The 20,243-nt window shown below is 72.3% G+C and carries 15 protein-coding genes; 8 read left to right on the top strand and 7 right to left on the bottom strand.

All coding sequences use genetic code 11. The features are described from left to right. Positions 1-183: 183 nt before the first annotated feature. From KF840_06760 to KF840_06740, 5 genes are all read right to left on the bottom strand, one after another. A complete protein-coding gene (locus tag KF840_06760) occupies positions 184-828 on the bottom strand; it encodes a GNAT family N-acetyltransferase (protein MBX3024593.1) in 645 nt (214 codons plus the stop codon). Further along, the gene (locus KF840_06755; GenBank protein ID MBX3024592.1) at positions 825-1,232 is read right to left on the bottom strand and encodes a GFA family protein; all 408 of its coding nucleotides are present in this window, start codon (positions 1,230-1,232) and stop codon (positions 825-827) included. The genes KF840_06760 and KF840_06755 overlap by 4 nt, the downstream gene beginning before the upstream one ends. Positions 1,233-1,314: 82 nt before the next feature. Further along, positions 1,315-1,851 carry a YaeQ family protein gene (locus KF840_06750; protein ID MBX3024591.1) on the bottom strand — a complete coding sequence of 179 codons (537 nt, stop codon included), beginning with the start codon at positions 1,849-1,851 and terminating at the stop codon, positions 1,315-1,317. A gap of 36 nt (positions 1,852-1,887) precedes the next feature. After that, positions 1,888-3,054: a Fic family protein gene (locus tag KF840_06745; GenBank protein MBX3024590.1), complete on the bottom strand. Its 1,167-nt coding sequence runs from the start codon at positions 3,052-3,054 to the stop codon at positions 1,888-1,890. 220 nt (positions 3,055-3,274) lie between these two features. Continuing rightward, positions 3,275-5,053, bottom strand: coding sequence for a family 1 glycosylhydrolase (locus tag KF840_06740; protein MBX3024589.1), 1,779 nt, complete (start codon positions 5,051-5,053; stop codon positions 3,275-3,277). Positions 5,054-5,143: 90 nt separating this feature from the next. Here KF840_06740 and KF840_06735 point away from each other — a divergent pair, with 90 nt between their 5' ends. Beyond that, positions 5,144-6,331: an NADH:flavin oxidoreductase gene (locus tag KF840_06735; GenBank protein ID MBX3024588.1), complete on the top strand. Its 1,188-nt coding sequence runs from the start codon at positions 5,144-5,146 to the stop codon at positions 6,329-6,331. Positions 6,332-6,516: 185 nt separating this feature from the next. Next, positions 6,517-7,416, top strand: a complete 900-nt coding sequence (locus tag KF840_06730) for a hypothetical protein (protein ID MBX3024587.1) — start codon at positions 6,517-6,519, stop codon at positions 7,414-7,416. A 91-nt stretch (positions 7,417-7,507) separates the two neighbouring features. Here KF840_06730 and KF840_06725 read toward each other — a convergent pair whose 3' ends face one another. After that, positions 7,508-8,194: a TetR/AcrR family transcriptional regulator gene (locus KF840_06725; protein ID MBX3024586.1), complete on the bottom strand. Its 687-nt coding sequence runs from the start codon at positions 8,192-8,194 to the stop codon at positions 7,508-7,510. A gap of 54 nt (positions 8,195-8,248) precedes the next feature. Here KF840_06725 and KF840_06720 point away from each other — a divergent pair, with 54 nt between their 5' ends. Beyond that, a complete protein-coding gene (locus KF840_06720) occupies positions 8,249-8,965 on the top strand; it encodes a hypothetical protein (GenBank protein ID MBX3024585.1) in 717 nt (238 codons plus the stop codon). 358 nt (positions 8,966-9,323) lie between these two features. Here the strand turns inward: KF840_06720 and KF840_06715 are convergent, their stop codons facing one another. Then, positions 9,324-12,884, bottom strand: coding sequence for a PD40 domain-containing protein (locus KF840_06715; protein MBX3024584.1), 3,561 nt, complete (start codon positions 12,882-12,884; stop codon positions 9,324-9,326). Positions 12,885-13,338: 454 nt separating this feature from the next. Between KF840_06715 and KF840_06710 the strand changes: the two genes are divergently transcribed. From KF840_06710 to KF840_06690, 5 genes are read left to right on the top strand one after another with little or no spacing between them, the layout of a single operon-like run. After that, positions 13,339-14,718, top strand: coding sequence for a radical SAM protein (locus KF840_06710; protein ID MBX3024583.1), 1,380 nt, complete (start codon positions 13,339-13,341; stop codon positions 14,716-14,718). Then, positions 14,715-15,590: a glycosyltransferase family 2 protein gene (locus tag KF840_06705; protein ID MBX3024582.1), complete on the top strand. Its 876-nt coding sequence runs from the start codon at positions 14,715-14,717 to the stop codon at positions 15,588-15,590. The genes KF840_06710 and KF840_06705 overlap by 4 nt, the downstream gene beginning before the upstream one ends. A 7-nt stretch (positions 15,591-15,597) precedes the next feature. Further along, positions 15,598-17,436, top strand: coding sequence for an asparagine synthase (glutamine-hydrolyzing) (gene asnB, locus KF840_06700; protein ID MBX3024581.1), 1,839 nt, complete (start codon positions 15,598-15,600; stop codon positions 17,434-17,436). Next, a complete protein-coding gene (locus KF840_06695; GenBank protein ID MBX3024580.1) occupies positions 17,418-19,229 on the top strand; it encodes a hypothetical protein in 1,812 nt (603 codons plus the stop codon). Before asnB ends, KF840_06695 begins: the two co-directional genes overlap by 19 nt. An 8-nt stretch (positions 19,230-19,237) precedes the next feature. Continuing rightward, positions 19,238-20,209: a hypothetical protein gene (locus tag KF840_06690; protein ID MBX3024579.1), complete on the top strand. Its 972-nt coding sequence runs from the start codon at positions 19,238-19,240 to the stop codon at positions 20,207-20,209. The last annotated feature ends 34 nt before the right edge of the window (positions 20,210-20,243 follow it).

The raw sequence follows: 20,243 nt of genomic DNA, 5'->3' as shown, positions 1-20,243 counted from the left end.
TCCTGCCCGCCTGCTACCGCGGCCGCGACGGCTGTACCAGCTCGTCCCACGAACGGGGGAACTGGCGACCCGGACCGGACGGCGCGTCAGCGGCGCGCCGGGACGGCGGGCGTGCGGTTCCTGCGCCAGGCGGCCGCGCCGGTGCGCGGTTCCGCAGGCGGTGACTCGAGGGGCCCGGTCGCTTCAGGCGAGCGAACGGACCATGAACAGCACGTGCATGCGCTCGCCCGAACGGGTGCGCATGCCGGGAGCGAGCTGCGGCTCGCCATGGGCCGCGAACCCGTGGCGCTGGAAGAAGGCCACGGCGCGGCGGTTCTCCAGCATCGTGCCGAGGTGGCAGCCGGGCGAACCGAGCGCGGCGAGGCGGCGCAGCCAGGCGGTCATCAGCGCGCTGCCGGCGCCGGCGCCGCGCCCCGCCGGGGCGAGGTTGATGTGGAGGTGCGCCGGCCAGCGTCGATCGCCGGCCAGCTCGCGCGGCGCCCCCTGGCGCAGCGAGTCGACGACGCCGCGCCACAGGAACCGCGCCGTGCCGGGGCGCACGAACAGGCCGTAGCGCAGCGCCGCGCCGCCCAGCGCCTTCGCGGTCGTCGGCGCCCGCTGGCTGTCGACACAGCCGGCGAGATAGCCGACCACCGCCTCGTCGCGCACGGCGACGAAGCACGAGTCCGGCTCGCGGTCGGTGTAGTAGCCCGACCAGATGTCGGCGAAGCTGTCGGCGTGGCGCCAGTACCAGTCGGCGGGATCGCCCATGAAGCCGGTCTGATGGCAGATCCGGCGCACGGCGGCGCGGTCGCCCGGCTCGTACGGGCGGACGACGACGGCGCTCAACCGGGCGCGCGCTCGAAGGCCGGCACGCCCTCGGGAACGTGGTGGAAGGCCTGCTTGTCGATGGTGAAGATCACCATCTGCGGGCCCGGGAAGCGGCTCGGATCGTCGAAGCTGCCGACCTTGAGCAGCACCGCGCCGGGCAGGTTCGGGCTCCTGGCGAGCAGGTGCGTGCCGCACTCGGGGCAGAACTCGCGCGTCACCGGGCGCGGCAGATCGTCGCGGCGGAACTGCTTCGGCGTTCCCTTCGTGTAGGCGAAGCCGGCCTCCGGCATGCCCATGACGACGTTCGGGTGGCCGCCCGAGATGTACTGGCACTCGCGGCAGTGACACTGGCCGCTGAACAGCGCGTCGCCGGTGGCCTGGTAGCGCACGGCGCCGCAGTAGCATCCGCCCTCGATCTCCATCGCCTGTCCTTCCTTTCCGCCGGGGTGGGAGTCGACGGCACCATAGTGCCACGCCCGCGCGGCGGCAACGCGAGCGCCGGGCTCAGGTGAGTGGGAGCCGCGTCACGACGCCGGCGAGCGAGGTCTCGTCGATGGTGACGTACAGGTGGCGGTCGGTGACCACGAGCGCGAACGTCATCCGCCGTTCGAGGCGCTCGCGGAGTGCCGCCACCAGCGCGCGGTCGACGGCGTAGATCTCCAACGCGTCGGCGCGGTGGATGCGCGCCTCGGCCAGCAGCCGCAGCCACGGCGCCGGATCCTTGTGCGTGTACACCACCACGCGCGCCGCTGCCTTGCTGGCTTTGTGCAGGCGCGCCGCGTCGGGCGTGCCGATGTCGATCCAGGTCTGCAACGCACCGGTGAGGTCGCGCACCGCCAGCGCCGGTTCGTCCGGCTCGGCGAGGCCGCCGGTGAACGCCAGGCCCTCGCGATACTCGAGACAGTAGGCGAGGACGCGCGTCAGCAGGTACTCGGCGGTTTCCGACGGCTGGCAGGCGGCACGCAGCGACACCGCCTCGTAGACGCCGCGATCGACGTCGGAGAGCTGGATGTCGAACGCGTAGACGGTGGCGGTCGCCATGGGGCGGAGGTCACTGCCTACAGGGCGGCTGCGGGCTCATGGCGGCGGCCCCGTCCCCTCGTTCAGGATCGCCAGATAGCGATCGTAGGCGAACAGTCGATTGCGCCGCTTGCCGGTCAGCTCGCGGGCGATGCCCAGCTCAGCGAGCAAATCCATGGCCGCGGAGGCGGCGGGGAAGGAGAGGCCGGTCTGTCGGCAGACCTGCGGCATCGACACGATGGGGCGTGTCTTGAGCGAATCATGGACGCGCAGCGCCGAGCCGGCGCGCCGGCCGCGCGGCTCGATGCGTCCGCGGTCGCCGCGGAACAGATCGGAGAGTCGCTGTGCCGCCGACACCGCGGCGTCTGCCGTCTGCCGAACCCCCTCGAGAAAGAACCCGAGCCAGGCCTCCCAGTCGCCGTCGCGGCGAACCTGGTCGAGCAGCGCGTAGTACTCGGGGCGGTGCTGCTTGAAGTACAGGCTGAGGTACAGCAGCGGCTCGCGCAGGACGCCATTGTGGCAGAGGAGGAAGGTGATCAGCAGGCGGCCGACGCGGCCGTTGCCGTCGAGAAACGGGTGGATCGTTTCGAACTGCACGTGCGCGAGCCCGGCCCGCAACAACACCGGTAGATGGTCGTCGGCGGCGTGGAGGAAGTGTTCGAGCGCTCCCATGCAATCGGCGACCAAATTCGGCGGCGGTGGCACGAAGGCCGCGTTACCGGGGCGCGTGCCGCCGATCCAGTTCTGCGAGCGGCGAAACGCGCCAGGGTCCTTGCCGCCGCCGCGTCCGCGCGACAGCAGCACGCCGTGGATGTCGCGGATCAGCCGGTTCGAGAGCGGAAAGTTCTCCCGCAGGCGCGCGAGACCGAAATCGAGCGCGGCGACGTAGTTGGACACCTCGACAACGTCGTCGAGCGGCACCCCGGGCGTTTCCTCCAGCTCGAACAACAACAGGTCGGAGAGCGACGACTGCGTGCCTTCGATCTGCGACGAGAGCACTGCCTCTTTGCGCACGTACGAGTAGAGAAAGAGCGACTTGTCGGGCAGGAGAGACGACACCCCGTCGAGCCGGCCGAGGCCGAGCACCGCCGACTCCAGCGCGCGCTGCAACCCGCCGTCGAGCGCAAGCGGCGGCGTCGGGGGCAACGGGGCGGGCACGAAGGCCCGAACCTGCTCTCCCCCCACCGATGTCACCTCGTAGTGGCCGCTCTCGCCTCGCCGCACGCCCGTGGCCTCGCTCAGCAATGCTTAATAGGCCGATCGCCTATTAAAACTTCAGCGCCGAAGATTAACCAAGCGCTCCAGTGGTGGCAACGCGGCGACGCCCCCCGAGTGGAGGCGGACGGTCTCGCCCGTGCTCGACGGCGGCCGAGGCTTCGCAACGCGGGGCGCGATCTCGAGCGGGTCCGTTGCGCCGGCGTGGCCCTCGCTGGGGGGGCGCCGCTCACGGCTCCGGCGACATCGGGCCGAGGCCGCCGTACCGGGCCCGCATGGCGGCGGGAATGCGGCGGGCGGCGGCGATCTCGCCCAGCACGGTGGCGCCCTCGGTGGGGGTGCGCGCGTAGGTGGCGAAGTCGACGCGGTGCAGGCCGAAGCGCGGCACGAACCCCTGCGCCCATTCGAAGTTGTCCATCAGGCTCCAGTGGTAGTAGCCGCGCACGTCGACGCCCTCGTCGAGGGCGCGGTGGATCTGCTCGAGCGAGCGCACCACGTGCTCGGCGCGGCGGGTGCCGTTCTCGGTCGCCAGGCCCGATTCGGTGACGGTCAGCGGCAGCGACGGCCAGCGCCGCGCGAAGTCGGTGAGGACGTTGTAGATCCCGGGCTCGTAGTACTCGTAGCGCATGGCCGGGACCCAGTGCGTCGGGTCGGGCGGCGGCACGCAGGTGCCGAAGTCGAGGTCGCCGATGCACACCATGAGGTTGAGCACCGGAATCAGCGGCGGCTCGGCGCTGACGCCCTGGCGGCTGTAGTACTGGACGCCGAGCCAGTCGAGCTTCCCGGTCCAGTCGGGGTGGCTCTCCTCGCGCACCTGGTCGAGATCGGCGTCGAAGCCGCCGAACAGCAGCGAGTCGGGGACGACGTGGTGGTAGACGTACCGGATGCGCTCGGCGGCGGCGATGTCCTCCGGGCGGGTGCTCGGCGCGTTGGCGTGGCTCGGCAGCCACTCAGCGACGTTCAGGGTGAGGCCGACGTTGGCGGCGACGCCGTCGCCGTCGGCGTCGATCTGGTCCGCCTCCTTGATGGCATCGTACATCGCGACATGCGCCCGCAGGACGTTGCGCACCACCGTGATCACCGCGCCGAAGTCGGCGATCAGCAGCGTGCGGCCGGGCGGGAACTGGCCGATGCCGTAGCTCGCCAGCAGGTAGTTCACCGGCTCGTTGAAGGTCGCCCAGTCGTCGACGCGATCACCGTAGCGCTGGGCGAGCAGGCGGGCGTGGGCGGCGAGCTCGGCGATGATCTGCTCGGCGCCGACCGGATCGGCCCAGCCGCACAGGTTGGCGTCGGTCGGGCCGCCCGGACAGTCGAGATGGCGGGGATCGTCGACCCACACCGGGCTGGCGAAGTGGTGCACGGTGACGTTCGGTCGGATGCCGGCAGCGACCAGGGCGTCGATCGCGGCGTCGTAATGCGCCAGCGCCGACTCGTCGATGACGTCGCGCCGCGGTTCGACGCGCGCCCATTCGATGCTGAAGCGGTAGGAGTCGAGGTGCAGATTGCGCAGCAACTCGACGTCGTCGATGGCGCGCGAGTAGCCCTGGACCGCGTCGCCGACGAAGGTGTCGTGGCCGAGGCCGTCCGGCGCCGGCGCCGTCCACAGGTACCAGTCGGTGGTCGGGTTCTGGTCCTCGATCTGCGTCGCCGCGGTGGCGGCGCCGAAGCGGAAGCTGCCACGCCCGGCCGGCGCGGCGATCGCGCCGGGCTGCCCGAACACGAGGGACCCCGTCTCGGTCGGCGTCGGCGGAGCCGTCACCGTCGCCGTCGTCGTGGCCGTGGCCGACGCGCTGGCGGTGGCCGTCGCGCTCGCGGCGACGGTGGCGGTGGCCGGCGGCGGGGGTGACGGCGTCGCGCTCGGCGGCATGGTCGCGGTCGCCGTCGGCGGCGGCGTGCCGGTTGCGACCGCCGTCGCGGTGGCGGCGGCGCGATGATCGCCGCCATTCCCGCAGCCGGCCGACAGCAGCACGGCCACGCACAGAAGCCCGCGTCCGAGGTTCCCCTTCATGCGGCGAGTCGCTAGCACCGCCCCGCTCCCGGTGCCACCGCGCGCCCTCCGTGCTCCTCCGTGGCCCTCTGTGGTAGTGCTCTCCGCTCGATGGATGCCGCCGCTGCTCGTGCCAGGGTGTTCGGTCCGGCGACGCTCGCCGGCCTGGCGCTGCGCAACCGGGTGATCAAGACCGCGACCTACGAGGGCATGACGCCGGGCGGCGTGCCGTCGCCGGCGCTGACCGAGCACCACCGCGCCATCGCCGCCGGGGGCGTCGGCATGACCACCGTCGCCTACTGCGCGGTGTCCCCGAACGGCCGCACCTTCGGCGAGCAGATGTACCTGCGCGAGGCGATCGTCCCGGCGCTCGGCGAGCTCACCGCCGCGGTGCGTGGCGCCGGCGCCGCCTCCTCGCTGCAGCTCGGCCACTGCGGCTACTTCAGCAAGAACCGCGCGATGGGCCGGCGGCCGCTGGGGCCGTCGCGCACCTTCAACGGCTACGGCGCCATGGCCGGCATGCCGTTCGCGCGGGCGATGACGGCGGCCGACATCGCCACCGTGGTCGAGGAGTTCGGACGCGCCGCGGAGCTGGCGATGCTGGCCGGCTTCGACGCCGTCGAGCTGCACCTCGGGCACGGCTACCTGCTCAGCCAGTTTCTCAGCCCGGCGATCAACCGCCGCCGCGACCAGTGGGGCGGCAGCCTCGACAACCGCATGCGGCTGCCGCTGGCCGTGTTGGCGCGGGTGCGCGAGGCGGTCGGTCCGCGGGTGCCGATCATCGCCAAGACCAACCTGCGCGATGGCTTCCGCGGCGGCCTCGAGCTCGACGACGCGGTCGGCGTCGCCCAGCGCCTGGAAGCGGCCGGCGTCGACGCCATCGAGCTGAGCGGCGGCTTCACCAGCCGGACGCCGTTCTACCTCTTCCGCGGCCAGCGGCCGCTGCGGGAGATGATCGAGGTCGAGAAGAGCCCCCTGCAGCGCCAGGTGCTGCGTTGGTTCGGCCGCCGCGTCATCCGCGAGTATCCGTTCGAGGAGCTGTTCTTCCTCGAGCAGGCGCGCGCCGTGCGCGCCGCCGTGCGGGTGCCGCTGATCCTGCTCGGCGGCATCCTCTCGCTCGACAATCTCGAGACGGCGATGCGCGAGGGCTTCGACTTCGTCGCCATGGGCCGCGCCCTGATCGCCGATCCCGACCTGATCGCCCGCATGCAGCGCGGCGAGGCGACCCGATCGCGCTGCATCTCCTGCAACAAGTGCGTCGCCGAGATGGACCGCGGCGGCGTCCGCTGCGTCCTCTGAGAGCGGCCGGTCGCGCCCGGCCGCGGCCAGGGAGCCCATCGCCCCCCACGCTCCGCCACCTCCGTTCAGCAGTCCTGAACGCCGTTCACTCGCATCGAACGCAGCAGACGCAAGCCGCGGGAGACTCCTGCGGCAATCACTGCGTGGCGGGGAGCCCGCCCGATTGGAGGGAGCGGATGCGACAGATGGGATGGGCCGTACCGGTGCTGGCGGCGCTGTTGGTGAGCGCGGCGGGGTGCGGCGACAGCAACAACAATGGCGGCGGCACGCCGAAGCCGACGGCGACGCGGACCTCGACGCGCACCCCGACGGTGGCGGCGCCGACGGTGACGCCGGGCGGGCCGACCCTGACCCCGACGGCGACCCGGGTGCCGCAGGCGACCAACACCCCCGGCGGCGGCAGCTTCAGCGGCGCGCCGAAGGTGCAGAAGTTCCTCTCCGGCGTGCTCGGCAGCGTCGCCTCGCTGTCCGACTTCGCCGGCGGCGGCAGCCGGGCGGTGACGGCCGGACGGGCCGCGATTTCGCTGCCGCCGATCGCCGTGCCCTGCCTGAGCGGCGGCACGATCCAGACCGGCTGCACGCCGGGCGCCAACGGCAGTCAGCTCAGCTTCACCTTCGCCGGCTGCACCACCAGCGCCGGCGGCGCGCGCACCTTCATCGACGGCACCATCGGCATCGACTCGCCGGGGAGCTGTCCCGGGGTGCCGCTGCCGGTCGGGCAGCCGTTCGGGGTCGTGGTCGACGCCACCATCGAGGCCAGCGGTGGCGGCCGCAATGTCAAAGGTTCGTTCAATGTCACCGAGACGGTGACCCTGGCCGCCGACGGCAGCTCGCTGGTCGACGCGGCCGGGTCGGTCGACACCCAGTGCACGGGCCCGGTTTCCTTCGAGACCATCGAGCCGCTCAGCTACCCGGCGAACGGCGATTGCGCGATCGGCGGCGCGCTGCGGGTGGTCGTCGACGAGGGAGAGGCGGTGGTCAGCTTCACCAGCAGCGGCGGCATCGAGGTCGACTACGGCGGCGACGGTTCGGTCGACGACACGTTCCGGAGCTGCACCGACGCCAAGCTGAAGAAGTGCGGCTGAGCTGACGCGGCCGCGACGTTCGCGGCGGTGGGATGGCGCGCGGCATCCCACCGCCGCCGGCGGCTCGCCCAGCGGTCGCGCGCCCCGAGGGTCAGGGGAGGTCGCCGCCGTCGAGGTGGGCGACCAGCAACTGCGCGAACCAGGTGCGGAAGCGCCGCCCCGCGGCCGGATCGTCGAGGCCGCTGCTCTCGCGCGCCGAGGCGCCGAGCAGCGCGTCGCCGAGCAGCGCCAGGGCCGCCAGCAGGATGGTGAACAGCGTGTCCTCGTCCGCCGGCGGCCGCCGCCCCTGTTCGGCATAGCGCGCCATCCGTCGCTGGTGGACGAGCGTGGCGAGCTCGCGGATGAAGAAATCGGACGCCTGATCGCGCCCCCGCTCGGGGGGCGCGCCGGACAGCGCGAACCAGGCCATCAGCCGCGCCTGGCCGTGTCCGCCGAGCACGTCGAAGACGCGTTCGATCTGCGCCGTGACGTCGATGTGCGCCTCGCCGGTGGTGGTCAGGGTGGCGAGCAGATCGGCGCGCAGCGCCGCCAGGGCGCGCTCCATGACCGCCCGCAGGAGATCCTCGCGGCTGCCGAAGTGGTGCAGGATGGCGGGATGCGACACGCCGACGTCGGCCGCGATGTCCTGCAGGCGCACGCTGGCCGGGCCGCCCGAGGCGACGCGCGCCTCGGCGGCGTCGAGAATCGCCCGCTTGGCGTCGTCCGCGGAGCGCCGGCGGCGTGGCGCGGCGGCCGCGCGGCGCCTGCCGTTCTTCGTTCTTGACCGAGGCAGGGGCATCAACTACTTACAGCTCTGTCAGTTAATCCTCGAGGCGCATCCGGGAGGTAGCCGATGGAGCAGCGACCCAGCAAGCGACGCATCCGCCCGCTCGACGCCTGGCGCGCCATCCGCGCCCTGATCAGCAATCCGGACGACACCGGCCAGGTGTTCCGCATCATCGACGCCCTGTCCGGCAATTCCGGCGAGCGCATCTTCCAGCGCTTCCGCCGCGACCCGGTCGGCGCCCGCATCCTGCGCGAGCGCCGCTCGCTGCTGGCGACGCTGAGCGACCGCGCCGCGCTGGTGGCGCTGCCGCCGGGCACCCTCGGCCGCATCTATGCCGATTTCGTCCACCGCGAGCAGATCACCGCCGACGGCCTGGTCGCCGCCAGCATGCAGGAGAGCCGCGTCGACAACGGCCCCGAGCGCCGGCTGTTCGGCGAGCGGCTGCGCGACTCGCACGACCTCTGGCACGTGGTCACCGGTTTCGGCCGCGATCTGGTCGGCGAAGCGGCCCTGCTCGCCTTCAGCTTCGCCCAGACCCGCAACCCCGGCGTCGGCTTCATCGTCGCCGTCGCCTGGCTGAAGGCGGGTCGCGGCGAGGCCCGGCGCCTGATCGTCGACGGCTTCCGCCGCGGCCGCCGCGCCGCCTGGCTGCCCGCCCACGACTGGGAGGCCGCGCTGTCGCTGCCGCTCGACGAGGTCCGCCGCCAGCTCCGCGTCGAGCCGGCGCCGCCCTACGAAGCGATCCGCTCCGCCGGCGCGCCGCAGTTGAGCAGCGCCGCGTAGAGGGGATGCCGGGATCGGGCCCCAGAAGCGAACCTCGATCTGACGAAAACATTTCACCACGGAGGCACGGAGACACGGAGTAAGCTGGACAAGAGGGGGTTCGGGGGCGAGATCCCCAACGCCATCAGCAATGGCCATAGGGATCGCATCCACCCGCCATTGCGACGCTGCGCCCTCCGTGTCTCCGTGCCTCCGTGGTGAAGGTGTTTTGTCGTATCGAGGCTGACAGCCGATCGGCGCTGATTGGCTTCGACCGTGGGCTTTCCGTGCCAGGCCCGCCAGGCTCGATCCCCGGCTGCGTCCCCGTGCGGCGCTGCGAGGGCGGCACGCGCTGGTGGCGTGCCGCCCTCGCCTTCGCTCAGTCGGCCTTGTCCTTGAACGCCGCCGCGGAGTTCTTGGTCGCCGGAGCCGAGAACTCGGCGCCCCAGCAGGCGCCGGCGCTGTTCACCAGTTGCGCGGTGGCGCTGGTGTCCTGGGCCAGCAGCCCCGGGCCGACCGGCGCGGGCATTCCCAGACCGGCGCCCCGCCCGAGGACGAGGATCTTGGCCTTGCCGGGCGTCGCCCCCTCCTTGAGCAGCATCTTGGACAGTCCGTCATTGGTCGCCGCCTTGTCCTTGTAGGCGAAGCCCCCGCCGACCGCCTTCCAACACGGATTCGCGCCGCAGGTGTCGCCCGCCGGGGCGACCAGGTTCAGCTTCAACGCCGGCACGCCGGCGGTGCGGTCGTAGACGCACAGCGCATAGGACGTTTCGGTGAGCGGATCGCCGAACTCCGCCAGCGGCGTGACGTCGCCCTTGAGCCACTTCCATCCCAGCTTGTCCTTGCCGCTGTCGAGGTTCTTCTTGAGCTGCAGCAGGGCCTTTGCCGACACCGCCGGCTGCTTGCAGGAGGGGCGCGGCGCGGCGGCGCACAGCTCGCCGGTGAACCGGAACACGTCCTGACGGCCGTTGCGATCGTTCAGGACGAGATCGGTCGCGTCGCTGTTGAAGATCACGAACAGTCCGCTCGGGCTCATCACCGGTTCCCGCGACTGTCCGTTCGCGCTCGCGGTGCCGGACCCGTTGAGGCTCGCCAACACGGTCGTTCCGGCCACGACATCGCGCAGGAACACATCCAACGTCCCGTTGGCATCGATGCCGCCAGCCACGAGATCGCTGGCGTAGCTGTCGAAGGCCACGAACTGGCCGTCGCCGCTGATGCGCGGGGCGGCATTCCCCGAGTAGCTGTTGCCGCTGGCGGTGCCCGCGCTGTTCATGCTGACCAGGCGCGTGGTCCCGCCGCTCACGTCACGGACGAACACATCCTGGCTGAAGTTCGTATCGATTCCGCCCGACACCAGGTCGTTGGCGTAGCTCACGAAGGCGACCTGGCGACCGTCGGCGCTGACCGCCGCACTGGCCGAATAGCCGTTGCCGGTTCCCGTGCCGCCGCTGTTGACGCTGACGAGCTTGGTCGTCCCCGGGCCGAGCTGGCGCAGGAAGACATCGTAGGTCCCATTGCCGTCCGGGTCGGCGGTGAGGTCGCTGGCAACGCTGACGAACGCGACCGCGCTGCCGTCGGCGCTGAGCGCCGGCTCATAGGAGAACGAATTGCCGCTCGCCGTGGCGGCGGCGTTGATGCTCGCCAGGGTCGTGGTGCCGGCCACCAGGTCGCGCACGAAGATGTCCACGGTGCCGTTCGTGTCGATTCCCCCGCCGACGAGATCGCTCGCGTAGCTGTCGAAGGCGACCCGCTGGCCGTTGGCGCTGATCGACAGCCGAGAATAGAGCGAGTACCCGTTGCCGCTCGCCGTGCCGGCGCTGTTGATGCTGACCAGCGCCGTCGTGCCGGCGGCCAGGTCGCGGACGAAGACGTCCTGGTTGCCGTTGCTGTCGAGCCCGCCGCCGACCAGGTCGCCGGCGTAGCTGGCGAATGCGACATGCTTGCCGTCGGCGCTGATCGTCGGCGCGGAGGACGAGCTGTTGCCGCTGGCGCTGCCGCCGCTGTTCACGCTGACCAGCGTCGTGGTTCCGGCGACCAGGTCGCGGACGAAGACGTCGGTGGTGTTGTTGGTGTCGATCCCTCCCGATACGAGGTTGCTCGCCGAGCTGCGGAACGCCACGAGGCGGCCGTCGGCGCTGATCGTGGGCGTGTCCGAGGCGCCGTTGCCCGGCTCCGTGCCGCTGGCGTCGACGCTGACCAGTTTCGTCGCGCCGGTGAACAGGTCGCGGACGAACACATCCGTGGCTCCATTGTGGTCGCTCGGGGAGCCATCGCTGGCGACGCTGACGAACACGGCGTACCGGCCATCCGCGCTGACTCCAGCGCCCGCCGCCGCGGCGTTGCCGCTGACCCCCGCCGCCGTCGCGTTCACCACCTTGGTGGACGCCGCGCCGTCATCGCGCACGAACAGATCCCCCGCGCCGGTTGTCCCGAAGGCGTCGAGGTCCGGCGCGTAGCTGAAGAACAACACCTGTTGGCCATCCGCGCTGACGGCGAGCGGGGAGGCGGAATAGCCGTTTCCGCTCGCGCTCGACGCGTGGTTGATGCTGGCCAGCTTCGTCGTATTGGTACCGAGGTCGCGGACGAAGACGTCCTGGTTGCCGTTGCTGTCGAGCCCGCCGGCGACCAGATCCGACGCATAGCTGACGAAGGCGACCGTGCTCCCGTCGGCGCTCAGCATCGGCGCGCCCGAAAACGAGTTGCCGCTGGCGGTGGCGGCGCTGTTCAGGCTGGCGAGAGCGGTCGTGCCGAACGCCAGGTCGCGCACGAAGACGTCGACCGTGCCGTTCGTGTCCGCCGCGTGGAGATCGCTCGCATAGCTGTCGAACGCGACGTAGCGCCCGTCGGCGCTGATCGAGATCGCGTTACCGGTATTCGGCGACCAGTAGTTTCCACTCGCGGTGCCGCCGCTGTTGATGCTGACCAACGCGGTCGTCCCGGCGAGCACGTCGCGGACGAAGACGTCGGAGCTGAAGTTCGTGTCGATGCCGCCAGAGACCAGGTCGTCCGCATAGCTCGCGAAGGCGACGTAACTGCCGTCGCCGCTGATCGCCGGACTGTACGAAAAGCCGTTGCCCGTATCGGAGCCGCCGCTGTTGGCGCTGACGAGTTTGGTGATTCCGAGCCCGAGCTGGCGCACGAAGACATCCTGATTGCCATTGAGATCCGTGTCGGTGGTGAGGTCGGTGGCATAGCTGAGGAACGCGACGGCGTTGCCGTCGGCGCTCAGCGCCGGCGCAGAGGAGTACGAAATGCCACTCGCGGTGCCGGTCGCATTGGCGCTCGCCAGGGTCGTCGTCCCGCCCACCATGTCGCGCACGAAGACGTCCACCGTGCCGTTGGTATCGATTCCGCCGCCGTCGAGGTCGCTCGCCCAGCTATCGAAGGCGATGTACCGACCGTTGGCGCTGATCGAGATCGCGGAATACGGCGAGGCCGAGTTGCCGCTCGCCGTGCCGGCGCTGTTGATGCTCACCAGGGCGGTCGTGCCCGTCATCATGTCGCGCACGAACACGTCGAGCGTTCCATTGCTATCGAGGCCGCCGCCGACGAGGTCGCTGGCGTAGCTCCCGAAGGCGACGTAGCGGCCGTCGGCGCTGATCGCGGGGGCGTAGGAATAGCCGCTGCCGCTCGCCGTCCCCGCGCTGTTGACGCTCACCAACTTGGTGGTGCCGGCGACGAGATCGCGCACGAACACGTCCTGCGTGCCGTTGCTGTCGGCGACGCCGTTCACCAGATCGGTCGCATAGCTCGTGAACACCGCGAACTGACCGTTGCCGCTGATCTTGTAGTCGCCGGCAACGACGTTGCCGTTTCCCCTGCCCGCCGCCGCGCGCGCCGACACCAGGTCGACGGCGCCGGCCGCATGGCCGACGGTGCCGGCGATCAACACCGCGCCAAAGCCGATTCCTGCCAGAATAGTCTGCCACTGCCGCATCGTTGCCGACCTCCCTTGATGAGATGGAAAGAAAGAAATGCGCGGACTCGCTCCCCCTCCGCGCGAAAATGGATGCGAACGCCGCTCGTTCGCAGCCAGACAGCCTCTGATGTTCGCGAGCGATCCCCCGATGCGATGCCGCCGCGACGGACTGCGTCACCCACACCCGCAGCGGATCGGACCGCACCAGTAGCGAAGGCAGAGATGATAATTCAATTAGGGATTACCCTAAGTCGGTCGTATCACCAGGCGCCGCATCCGGACGGGGCGGGCGTGGGCGTGGTCGGGCGCGAATGCGACCGCCGGTCCGCGCGCCGCCGGGAGACGGCTGGGAGGGCCGTCGTTCCCCGCGCCCGGGGCTCGGAGCGAGGCGCCCGGGATCACCGGCGGGCAGGGGCCTGCGGGGCAGAATTCCGCTTTGCGGAACCGTGAGCCGCGCAGTAGGTGTTGGGCGATGGCGCGGGTGTTGTTGCTCAATCCGCCGGCCCCGGGGCGGCCGGTGTTGCGCGACTACGCCTGCGGCGAGGTGACCAAGGCGGACTACCTGTGGGCGCCGGTCGACCTGCTGGTCCTCTCGGGGCTGCTCGACGCCGCCCACGAGCTGCAGGTCCTCGATGCCATCGCCGACGACCTGCCGGCCGCCGCGGCCCTCGAGCGCGCCGTCGCCTGCCAGCCCGAGACGGTGTTCTCGCTCACCTCCGCGGTCTCGCTGCAGCACGACGACCGCTTCCTCGCCGCGCTCAAGGAGCGCACCGGCGCCCGCGTCTACGGCCTCGGCGACGTCGCCTCCTTCGCGCCGCTGGAGACCCTGGCGCAGAGCCGCGCCTTCGACGGCTTCCTGCAGCACTTCGCCGAGCCGACGCTGATCGAGCTGGCGGCCGGCGACGCGACCGCGGCGCGCAGCGTGGTGTTGCGCAACGGCGGCTCGCCGACCGTCCGCCCGGTCCGCACCGACGGCCCCCTGCGCTACGGCCGGCCGCGGCACGATCTCTTCCCGCTCACCCGCTATCGCCTGCCGTTCACCCGCTGGCGCAGCTCGACCACCGTGCTCACCCGCTACGGCTGCCCCTTTCCCTGCACCTTCTGCGCCTCGCGCAATCTCCCCGGGCAGGAGCGGGCGCTCGACGACGTCATCGACGAGCTGCGCTTCATCCAGGAGCTCGGGGTCGCCGAGGTGTACGTGCGCGACTTCACCTTCGGTCCGACGCGGCGCCGCGCCCAGGAGCTCTGCCAGCGCATCGTCGACGCCGGGCTGCGGCTGCGCTGGTCGGCGGAATGCCGGCTCGACGTGCTCGACGACGAGACATTGCGGCTGATGGCGCGCGCCGGCTGCGAGGTGATCCTGGTCGGCGTCGAGACCGGCGATGCCGCGGTCGGGCGCAAGCTCGGCAAGACCGTCCAGCACGCGCGGACGCGCCAGATCCTGCAGACGGCGCGCGATCTCGGCATCCGCGCCTGCGGCCACTTCGTGCTCGGCAGCCCGGACGAGACGCGGGAGCAGATCGCGGCGACGATCCGCTTCGCCCGCGGCCTGCCGCTCGACTACGCGTCGTTCAATCTCTACGCGCCCCGGCTGGCGACCGACCTGCGCGATCAGTTGATCGCGGCCGGCAGGGTGACCGCCGGCGATCTGTCGCAGCAGGACGTGTCGGCGCAGGCCAAGAGCTTCGCCCAGGTCGATGCCGCCGAGTTGCGGCGCCTGTTCCGCTGGGCGGTGCTGTCCTTCTTCCTCCATCCGTCGCGCGTCGCGCGGCTGCTGACCCACACGCCCTGGTCGACGCTCGCCCGACAGGGCGGCGGCGTGCTGCGCAGCGTCGTGGGAGCGCACGTGTGAGCGCGCTGCCGCCGGCGAACGGCCTGACGGTCATCGTTCCCGCCCACGACGAGGCGGCGAGCATCGGTGCCACCGTCCGCGCCATCGCCACCGCCTTCGCCGGCAGCGCGACGCCGCTGGAGATCCTGGTCGTCGACGACGGCTCGACCGATGCCACCGCCGCGGAGGCCGAGGCGGCGGGCGCGCGCGTCCTCCGCCATCCCACCCGCGCCGGCTACGGCCGGGCGCTGAAGACCGGCATCGTCGCGGCGCGGCACGAGCTGATCGCCATCACCGACGGCGACGGGACGTATCCGATCGAGGTCCTGCCGGAGCTGCTGCCGCTGATGGCCGAGCACGACCTGGTGGTCGGCGCCCGCACCGGCGTGCACTATCGCGCCCGCCGCCTGCGCTCGCCCTTTCTCTGGCTCGCCAGCTTCGTCGCCGGCCAGTGGATTCCCGACCCCAACTCGGGGCTGCGCCTGTTTCGCCGCCGCGACGTGCTGCCGCTCTTTCCCGACCTGCCGCGCGGCTTCTCCTTCACCACCACCCAGACGCTGATCATGACGCTGAGCGGCGCCTTCATCCACTACCGCGCCATCGAGTACCGGCCGCGCGTCGGCCGCTCGAAGATCCGGGTGCTGCGACAGACCCTGCAGGTCGGCCAGGGGTTGGCGGAGGTCGTGTTGCGCCACAACCCGCTCAAGCTCTTCCTGCTCGCCGCCGTCGTGCCGCTGCTGGGGATGCTGGCGGTGCCCTGGTGGGGCGCCAGCCGCGGCGCGGCGCTGCTCGCCTGCGTCATCCTGGCGTGCACCAGCCTGGTGATCGTCGGGCTGGGCATGGTGGCGGTGGTGGCGTTGCGCCTGCGCTCGACGCGTCCGGCGGTGGAGTAGACCCGGCGTGTGCGGCATCTGCGGCGTCCTCAGCCTCGACGGCGCTCCGGTGGCGGCGGCGACAGTCGAGGCGATGGCCGCCCGCCTGCGCCATCGCGGTCCGGATGGCGCCGGGCAGCACGTCGACGGCGGCATCGCGCTCGGCCATCGCCGGCTGGCGATCGTCGACGTCGCCGGCGGCGCCCAGCCGATGCAGGCCGGCGAGGTGTGGCTGGTCGCCAACGCCGAGATCTACAACCACCTCGAGCTGCGGCGCGAGCTGGAGGCGGCGGGCCATGTCTTCCGCACCCGCTGCGACACCGAAGCGATCCTGCACGGCTACCGCGCCTGGGGCGTCGACGTGGTCGAGCGCCTCGACGGCATGTTCGCCTTCGCCCTGTGGGACGGCGCCTGCCGGCGCCTGCTGCTGGCGCGCGATCGCTTCGGCAAGAAGCCGCTGTACTACGGCGAGGAGGACGGGCGCCTGCTCTTCGCCTCCGAGCCGAAGGCGATCCTCGCCGCGCGGCGCGCGGCGCCGGCGGTCGAGCCGGAGGCCCTGGCGCGCTATCTCCTGCTCGACTACGTCCCCAGCCCCTGGTCGATCTTCCGCGGCCTGCGCCGCCTGCCGGCCGCGCATCGCCTGGTCGCCGAGGGCGGCGCCCTGCGCCTCGAGCGCTACTGGCGCCTGCCGCCGGCCGGCCAGCCGATCGACGTCGACACCGCGTGCGCGCAGGTGCGCGAGGCCTTCGAGCGCGCCGTGCGGGCGCGCCTGATGAGCGACGATCCGATCGGCGTCTTCCTGTCCGGCGGCAACGATTCGTGGCTGGTGCTGCAGGCGGCGGCGCGAGCGATGCCCGAGGCGCCGCCGGACTGCTTCACCATCGGCTTCGAGGACGGCGGCTGGGACGAGAGCGAGGAGGCCGCCCGCGCGGCGGCGGCGGTGGGCAGCCGTCACCACGTGCGGTGCTTTCGCGCCGGCGATCTCGTCGACACGCTCGAGCGGCTCGCCGACCAGCTCGACGAACCCCTGGCCGACGCCGCCGTCCTCCCCACCTACGTCCTCAGCGAGCTGGCGGCCGAGCACGTCAAGGTCGTGCTCAGCGGCGACGGCGCCGACGAGATGTTCGCCGGCTACGATTCCTTCCTCGCCGATCGCCTCGACGCCGCGACGCGCGTCCTCGATCCGCTGAAGCGCCACGCCGCCGCCTGGCTGGCGGCGCGCTGGCCGGTCGGCGAGCGGCACTTCAGCACCAGCTTCCGCCTGCGCCAGGCATCGCGGGCGCTGGGCGAGCCGGCGGAGGTGCGCAGCCTCGCCTGGGCGATGAGCCATCGGCCGAGCGAGATCCGCGCCCTCTTCCCCGCGGCGCCGGGCGGCGATCTGTTCGCCGAGGTCCGCGCGGTCGACGGCGCCGACGCCGTCGACCGCGCCCTGCGCGTCCTGACCGCGATCTATCTCGAGGGCGACATCCTCACCAAGCTCGACCGCGCCGGCATGGCGCGCGGGCTGGAGATCCGCAGCCCCTTCCTCGATCGGCGCCTGGCGGAGCTCGCGGCGCGCCTGCCGTCGTCGTACAAGCTGCACGGCCTGCGGCGGAAGTGGATCCTGCGCCGGGCGCTCGGCGGGCGTCGCTGGGTCGCCAAGCACGGCTTCTGGCTGCCGGTGTCGCGCTGGATCCGCCACGAGCTCGCGGACTGGTTCAACGAGCTGCTGCTCGATCCGTCGTCGTATCGCGACGGGCTGCTCGACCGTGGCGCGGTCGAGCGCCTGCTGCGACAGTATCGCGACGGCGCCACCAATCTCTACAAGCCGCTGTGGAACCTGGCCGTGCTGCTGGCCTGGAAGCGTCGATGGCTGGCCACAACCTGAGTCGGCCGCCGCTCGCCGGGTCGGCGCGCCGGCGGCGCCGTCAGGTCGCCACGGCGGCGGCGATCGCCCTGCTCGGGCTGCTGCTCGCCGGCGTCGTTTCCGCCCAGTCGGCGGGCGCGAGCCCGGATGCGCGACGCGAGCGACGCATCGAGCGCCTGGCGGACTCGTGGCGCGACGGTCCGTTCACCGCCGGCGAGGCGGCGGCGACCGCCAGCATGGTGCTGGCGCTGCTGACGGTGGCGTTCTGCACCACCGGCTGGGGCGGCGGCGGCGCCACGCCGACCGCGGACGGGTCGGGGCGTGCCTGGCTGCTCGCCGGCGCCGCCGTGCTCGCCTGGAGCGCCGTTGTCCGCTTCGGACTGACCCAGGCCAACATCCTCACCGACGGCGGCTCGGGCTACACGCGCCTGATGCGCTACGTCGAAGGCTACGGCGGCGTCGCCGTCCTGGTCCACCTGCTGCCGCCGGCGTGGTCCGCCTTCATGTGGCAGGCGATGCTCGTGCCGCGCCTGCTGGCGCTGCTCGCGCCGGCGCTCCTGGTGTGGCTGGCGCGCGAGCTGGACCTCACGCTCGGGGCGGCGCTGCTCGCCGGCGTCATGCTCGCCGCGCTGCCGGCGCACGCCGTGCTGACCAGCAGCGACCACTTGGAGGGCGTCCTGTCGAGCCTGCAACTCGCCGCCGTCGCCTGCGTGCTGGCGGCGGGGCGGACCCGGCGCGTCGACCTCTACGCCGCCGGTCTGGCCTTGGCGGCGTGGGCGATGTGGTGCCGGCCGGAGGGCGCGCTCGGCCTGCTGCCGGTGGCGGTGGCGGCGTTGCGCCTTCCCCGCCGCTGGTGGGCGCGGCCGGCGGTGTGGACGGTCACGGCGGCGCTGCTGGTGGCGGTCGGGTTCCGCGCCTACGCCATCGTCACCAGCCCCACCGCCGGCCTGGGGTCGAGCAGCGTGCCGCCGTTCGACGCGCTCGGCTGGGTGCCCTGGGGCGACCTGGCGTGGTCGCCGCTGCTCATCCCGCCGTGGCTGTGGGCGCCGGCGCCGTTCGCCGTCTGGACGCTGTATCGCCGCCGCGCCCTGCCGGTGGTGCTCGCCGGGTTGGCGGCGGCACTGGTGCCGGTCTACCTGCGCGGCCTGTTCCCCGACCCCGCCGGCACGCACCTCGAGACGGTGCGCTACGGCATCCCGGCGTTCGGGTGGCTGGCGTTGATGGCCGGCGTGGCGCTCGACCGGGCGCTGGCGCGGCTGCCGGCCCGCGCCATCGGCCGCTGGCCCGCATACGCCGCGCTCGTGCTGGCGCTGGCGGCGGTGCCCGTTGGCGCGCGCGAGTACCTGGCCCGCCGTTATGGCCACGTCGCCTCCGAGTCGGCGATCCGCGACCTCCTGCGCCAGGTGCCGGCGGGGTGCGGCGTGGCGGTGCCCGACGACGGCCCGGAGCGGGTCAGCATCGAGATCGCCGACCGCTACCGCTACATCGCCGCCGAGGCGGCGGCCGCCGGCGATCTTCCCGAGCTGCGCATCGTTCCGGCGAGCCACCTGCTGGACGCCGCCGGGGCGCCGGCCGGCTGCTGGACGTATCTGCGCGGCCCGTACTGCTACCACGGCTTCGACGGCCATCCGGCCATCGCCTGCCGGGGCATCGAGGAACGCTTCGCGCTGCGCCCGATCGCCTCGCGGTCGATCGAATTCCGCCACCACCGCCTGGTCACCGGCCCGGCGGTCACCCGGGCCCCGTGGTACATGGCGTCGATGCCGATCACGCTGTACGAGATCACCGGCCCGGCCGCGCCGCCGGCCGGATGACGTGGCGCGTGCGGCGATCGGTCCTGCGCGCCGTCGCGGCGGTGGGCGGCGGGCTCGCCGGGCTCGCCATCGTCCTGCTGCTGACCGGCCACGGGCGCGACAGTTGGCGCGCCGACCTGAGCTACGACGCCTACCGCTGCGGCGCCGGCGATATCTGCGTCCTCACCAATCCGCGGCAGCGCGACGCCACCGGCCGCGAGCACGACGTCCAGCTCAACGCGATGGGGTTCCGCGGCCCCGACGTGCCCCTGACGCGGGCCCGCCCCGACACCATTCGCATCCAGCTCTACGGCGACTCGATGGTCTTCGGCACCGGGGTCGACGATGGCGAGGACCTGTCCGGCGCGCTGGCGCGCGAGCTCGCGGCGCGCCATCCCGAGCGCGTGTTCGAGGTGCAGAACTTCGGCAACCCGATGAACTACCTGCCCTCGAACCTCCGCACCTACGACGCCTACGGGCGCGGCTTCGATCCCGACATCGTCGTCTTCTCGTACCTGTTCACCGGCCACCGCGACATGAACTACCGCCTCATGGAGATCCATCGCTCGCCGCTCGCCCAGGCGCTGCTGCCCTTCGCCGCCGGCCGCTGGCTCCTCAACGCCTGGCAGGTGCGCACGGCGGGTTGGACCAGCGACGCCGATCGCGAGCAGTACCTCCGCCAGCCTTTGCGCGCCCTGGCGCGCGACGTGGAACAGCGCGGCCTCGCCGTCGTCTTCTGGGAGTTCTGGGCCCAAGGCTTCCAGGGACTCGACGACATCGCGCCCGCCGCGCTGGGGGCGGCGCGCGTCTCCTCCGGCCTGGACTTCGAGACCTATCGCCGCGGCGACCTCTGCATTCAGGGCGACGGCCACCCGACGCCCAAGGGCCATCGCTTCTTCGCCGCCCGCCTGGCGGACGGCCTCGAGCCGATCCTCAACGGCCCGCGCCTGGCCGCCCGCCGTGGGCTGCCGCCACCAACGGTCGCCGCCGCGCCGCGCTGAGCATTCCGCGCACAGCGGACAGAGGGATCGCGCG

It is taken from the genome of bacterium (assembly GCA_019637795.1).
In the GTDB taxonomy this organism is placed as follows: domain Bacteria; phylum Desulfobacterota; class Binatia; order HRBIN30; family CADEER01; genus JAHBUY01.
The sequence above is the reverse complement of the archived record's forward strand: the minus strand, read 5'-3'. Positions and strand labels throughout refer to the sequence as shown.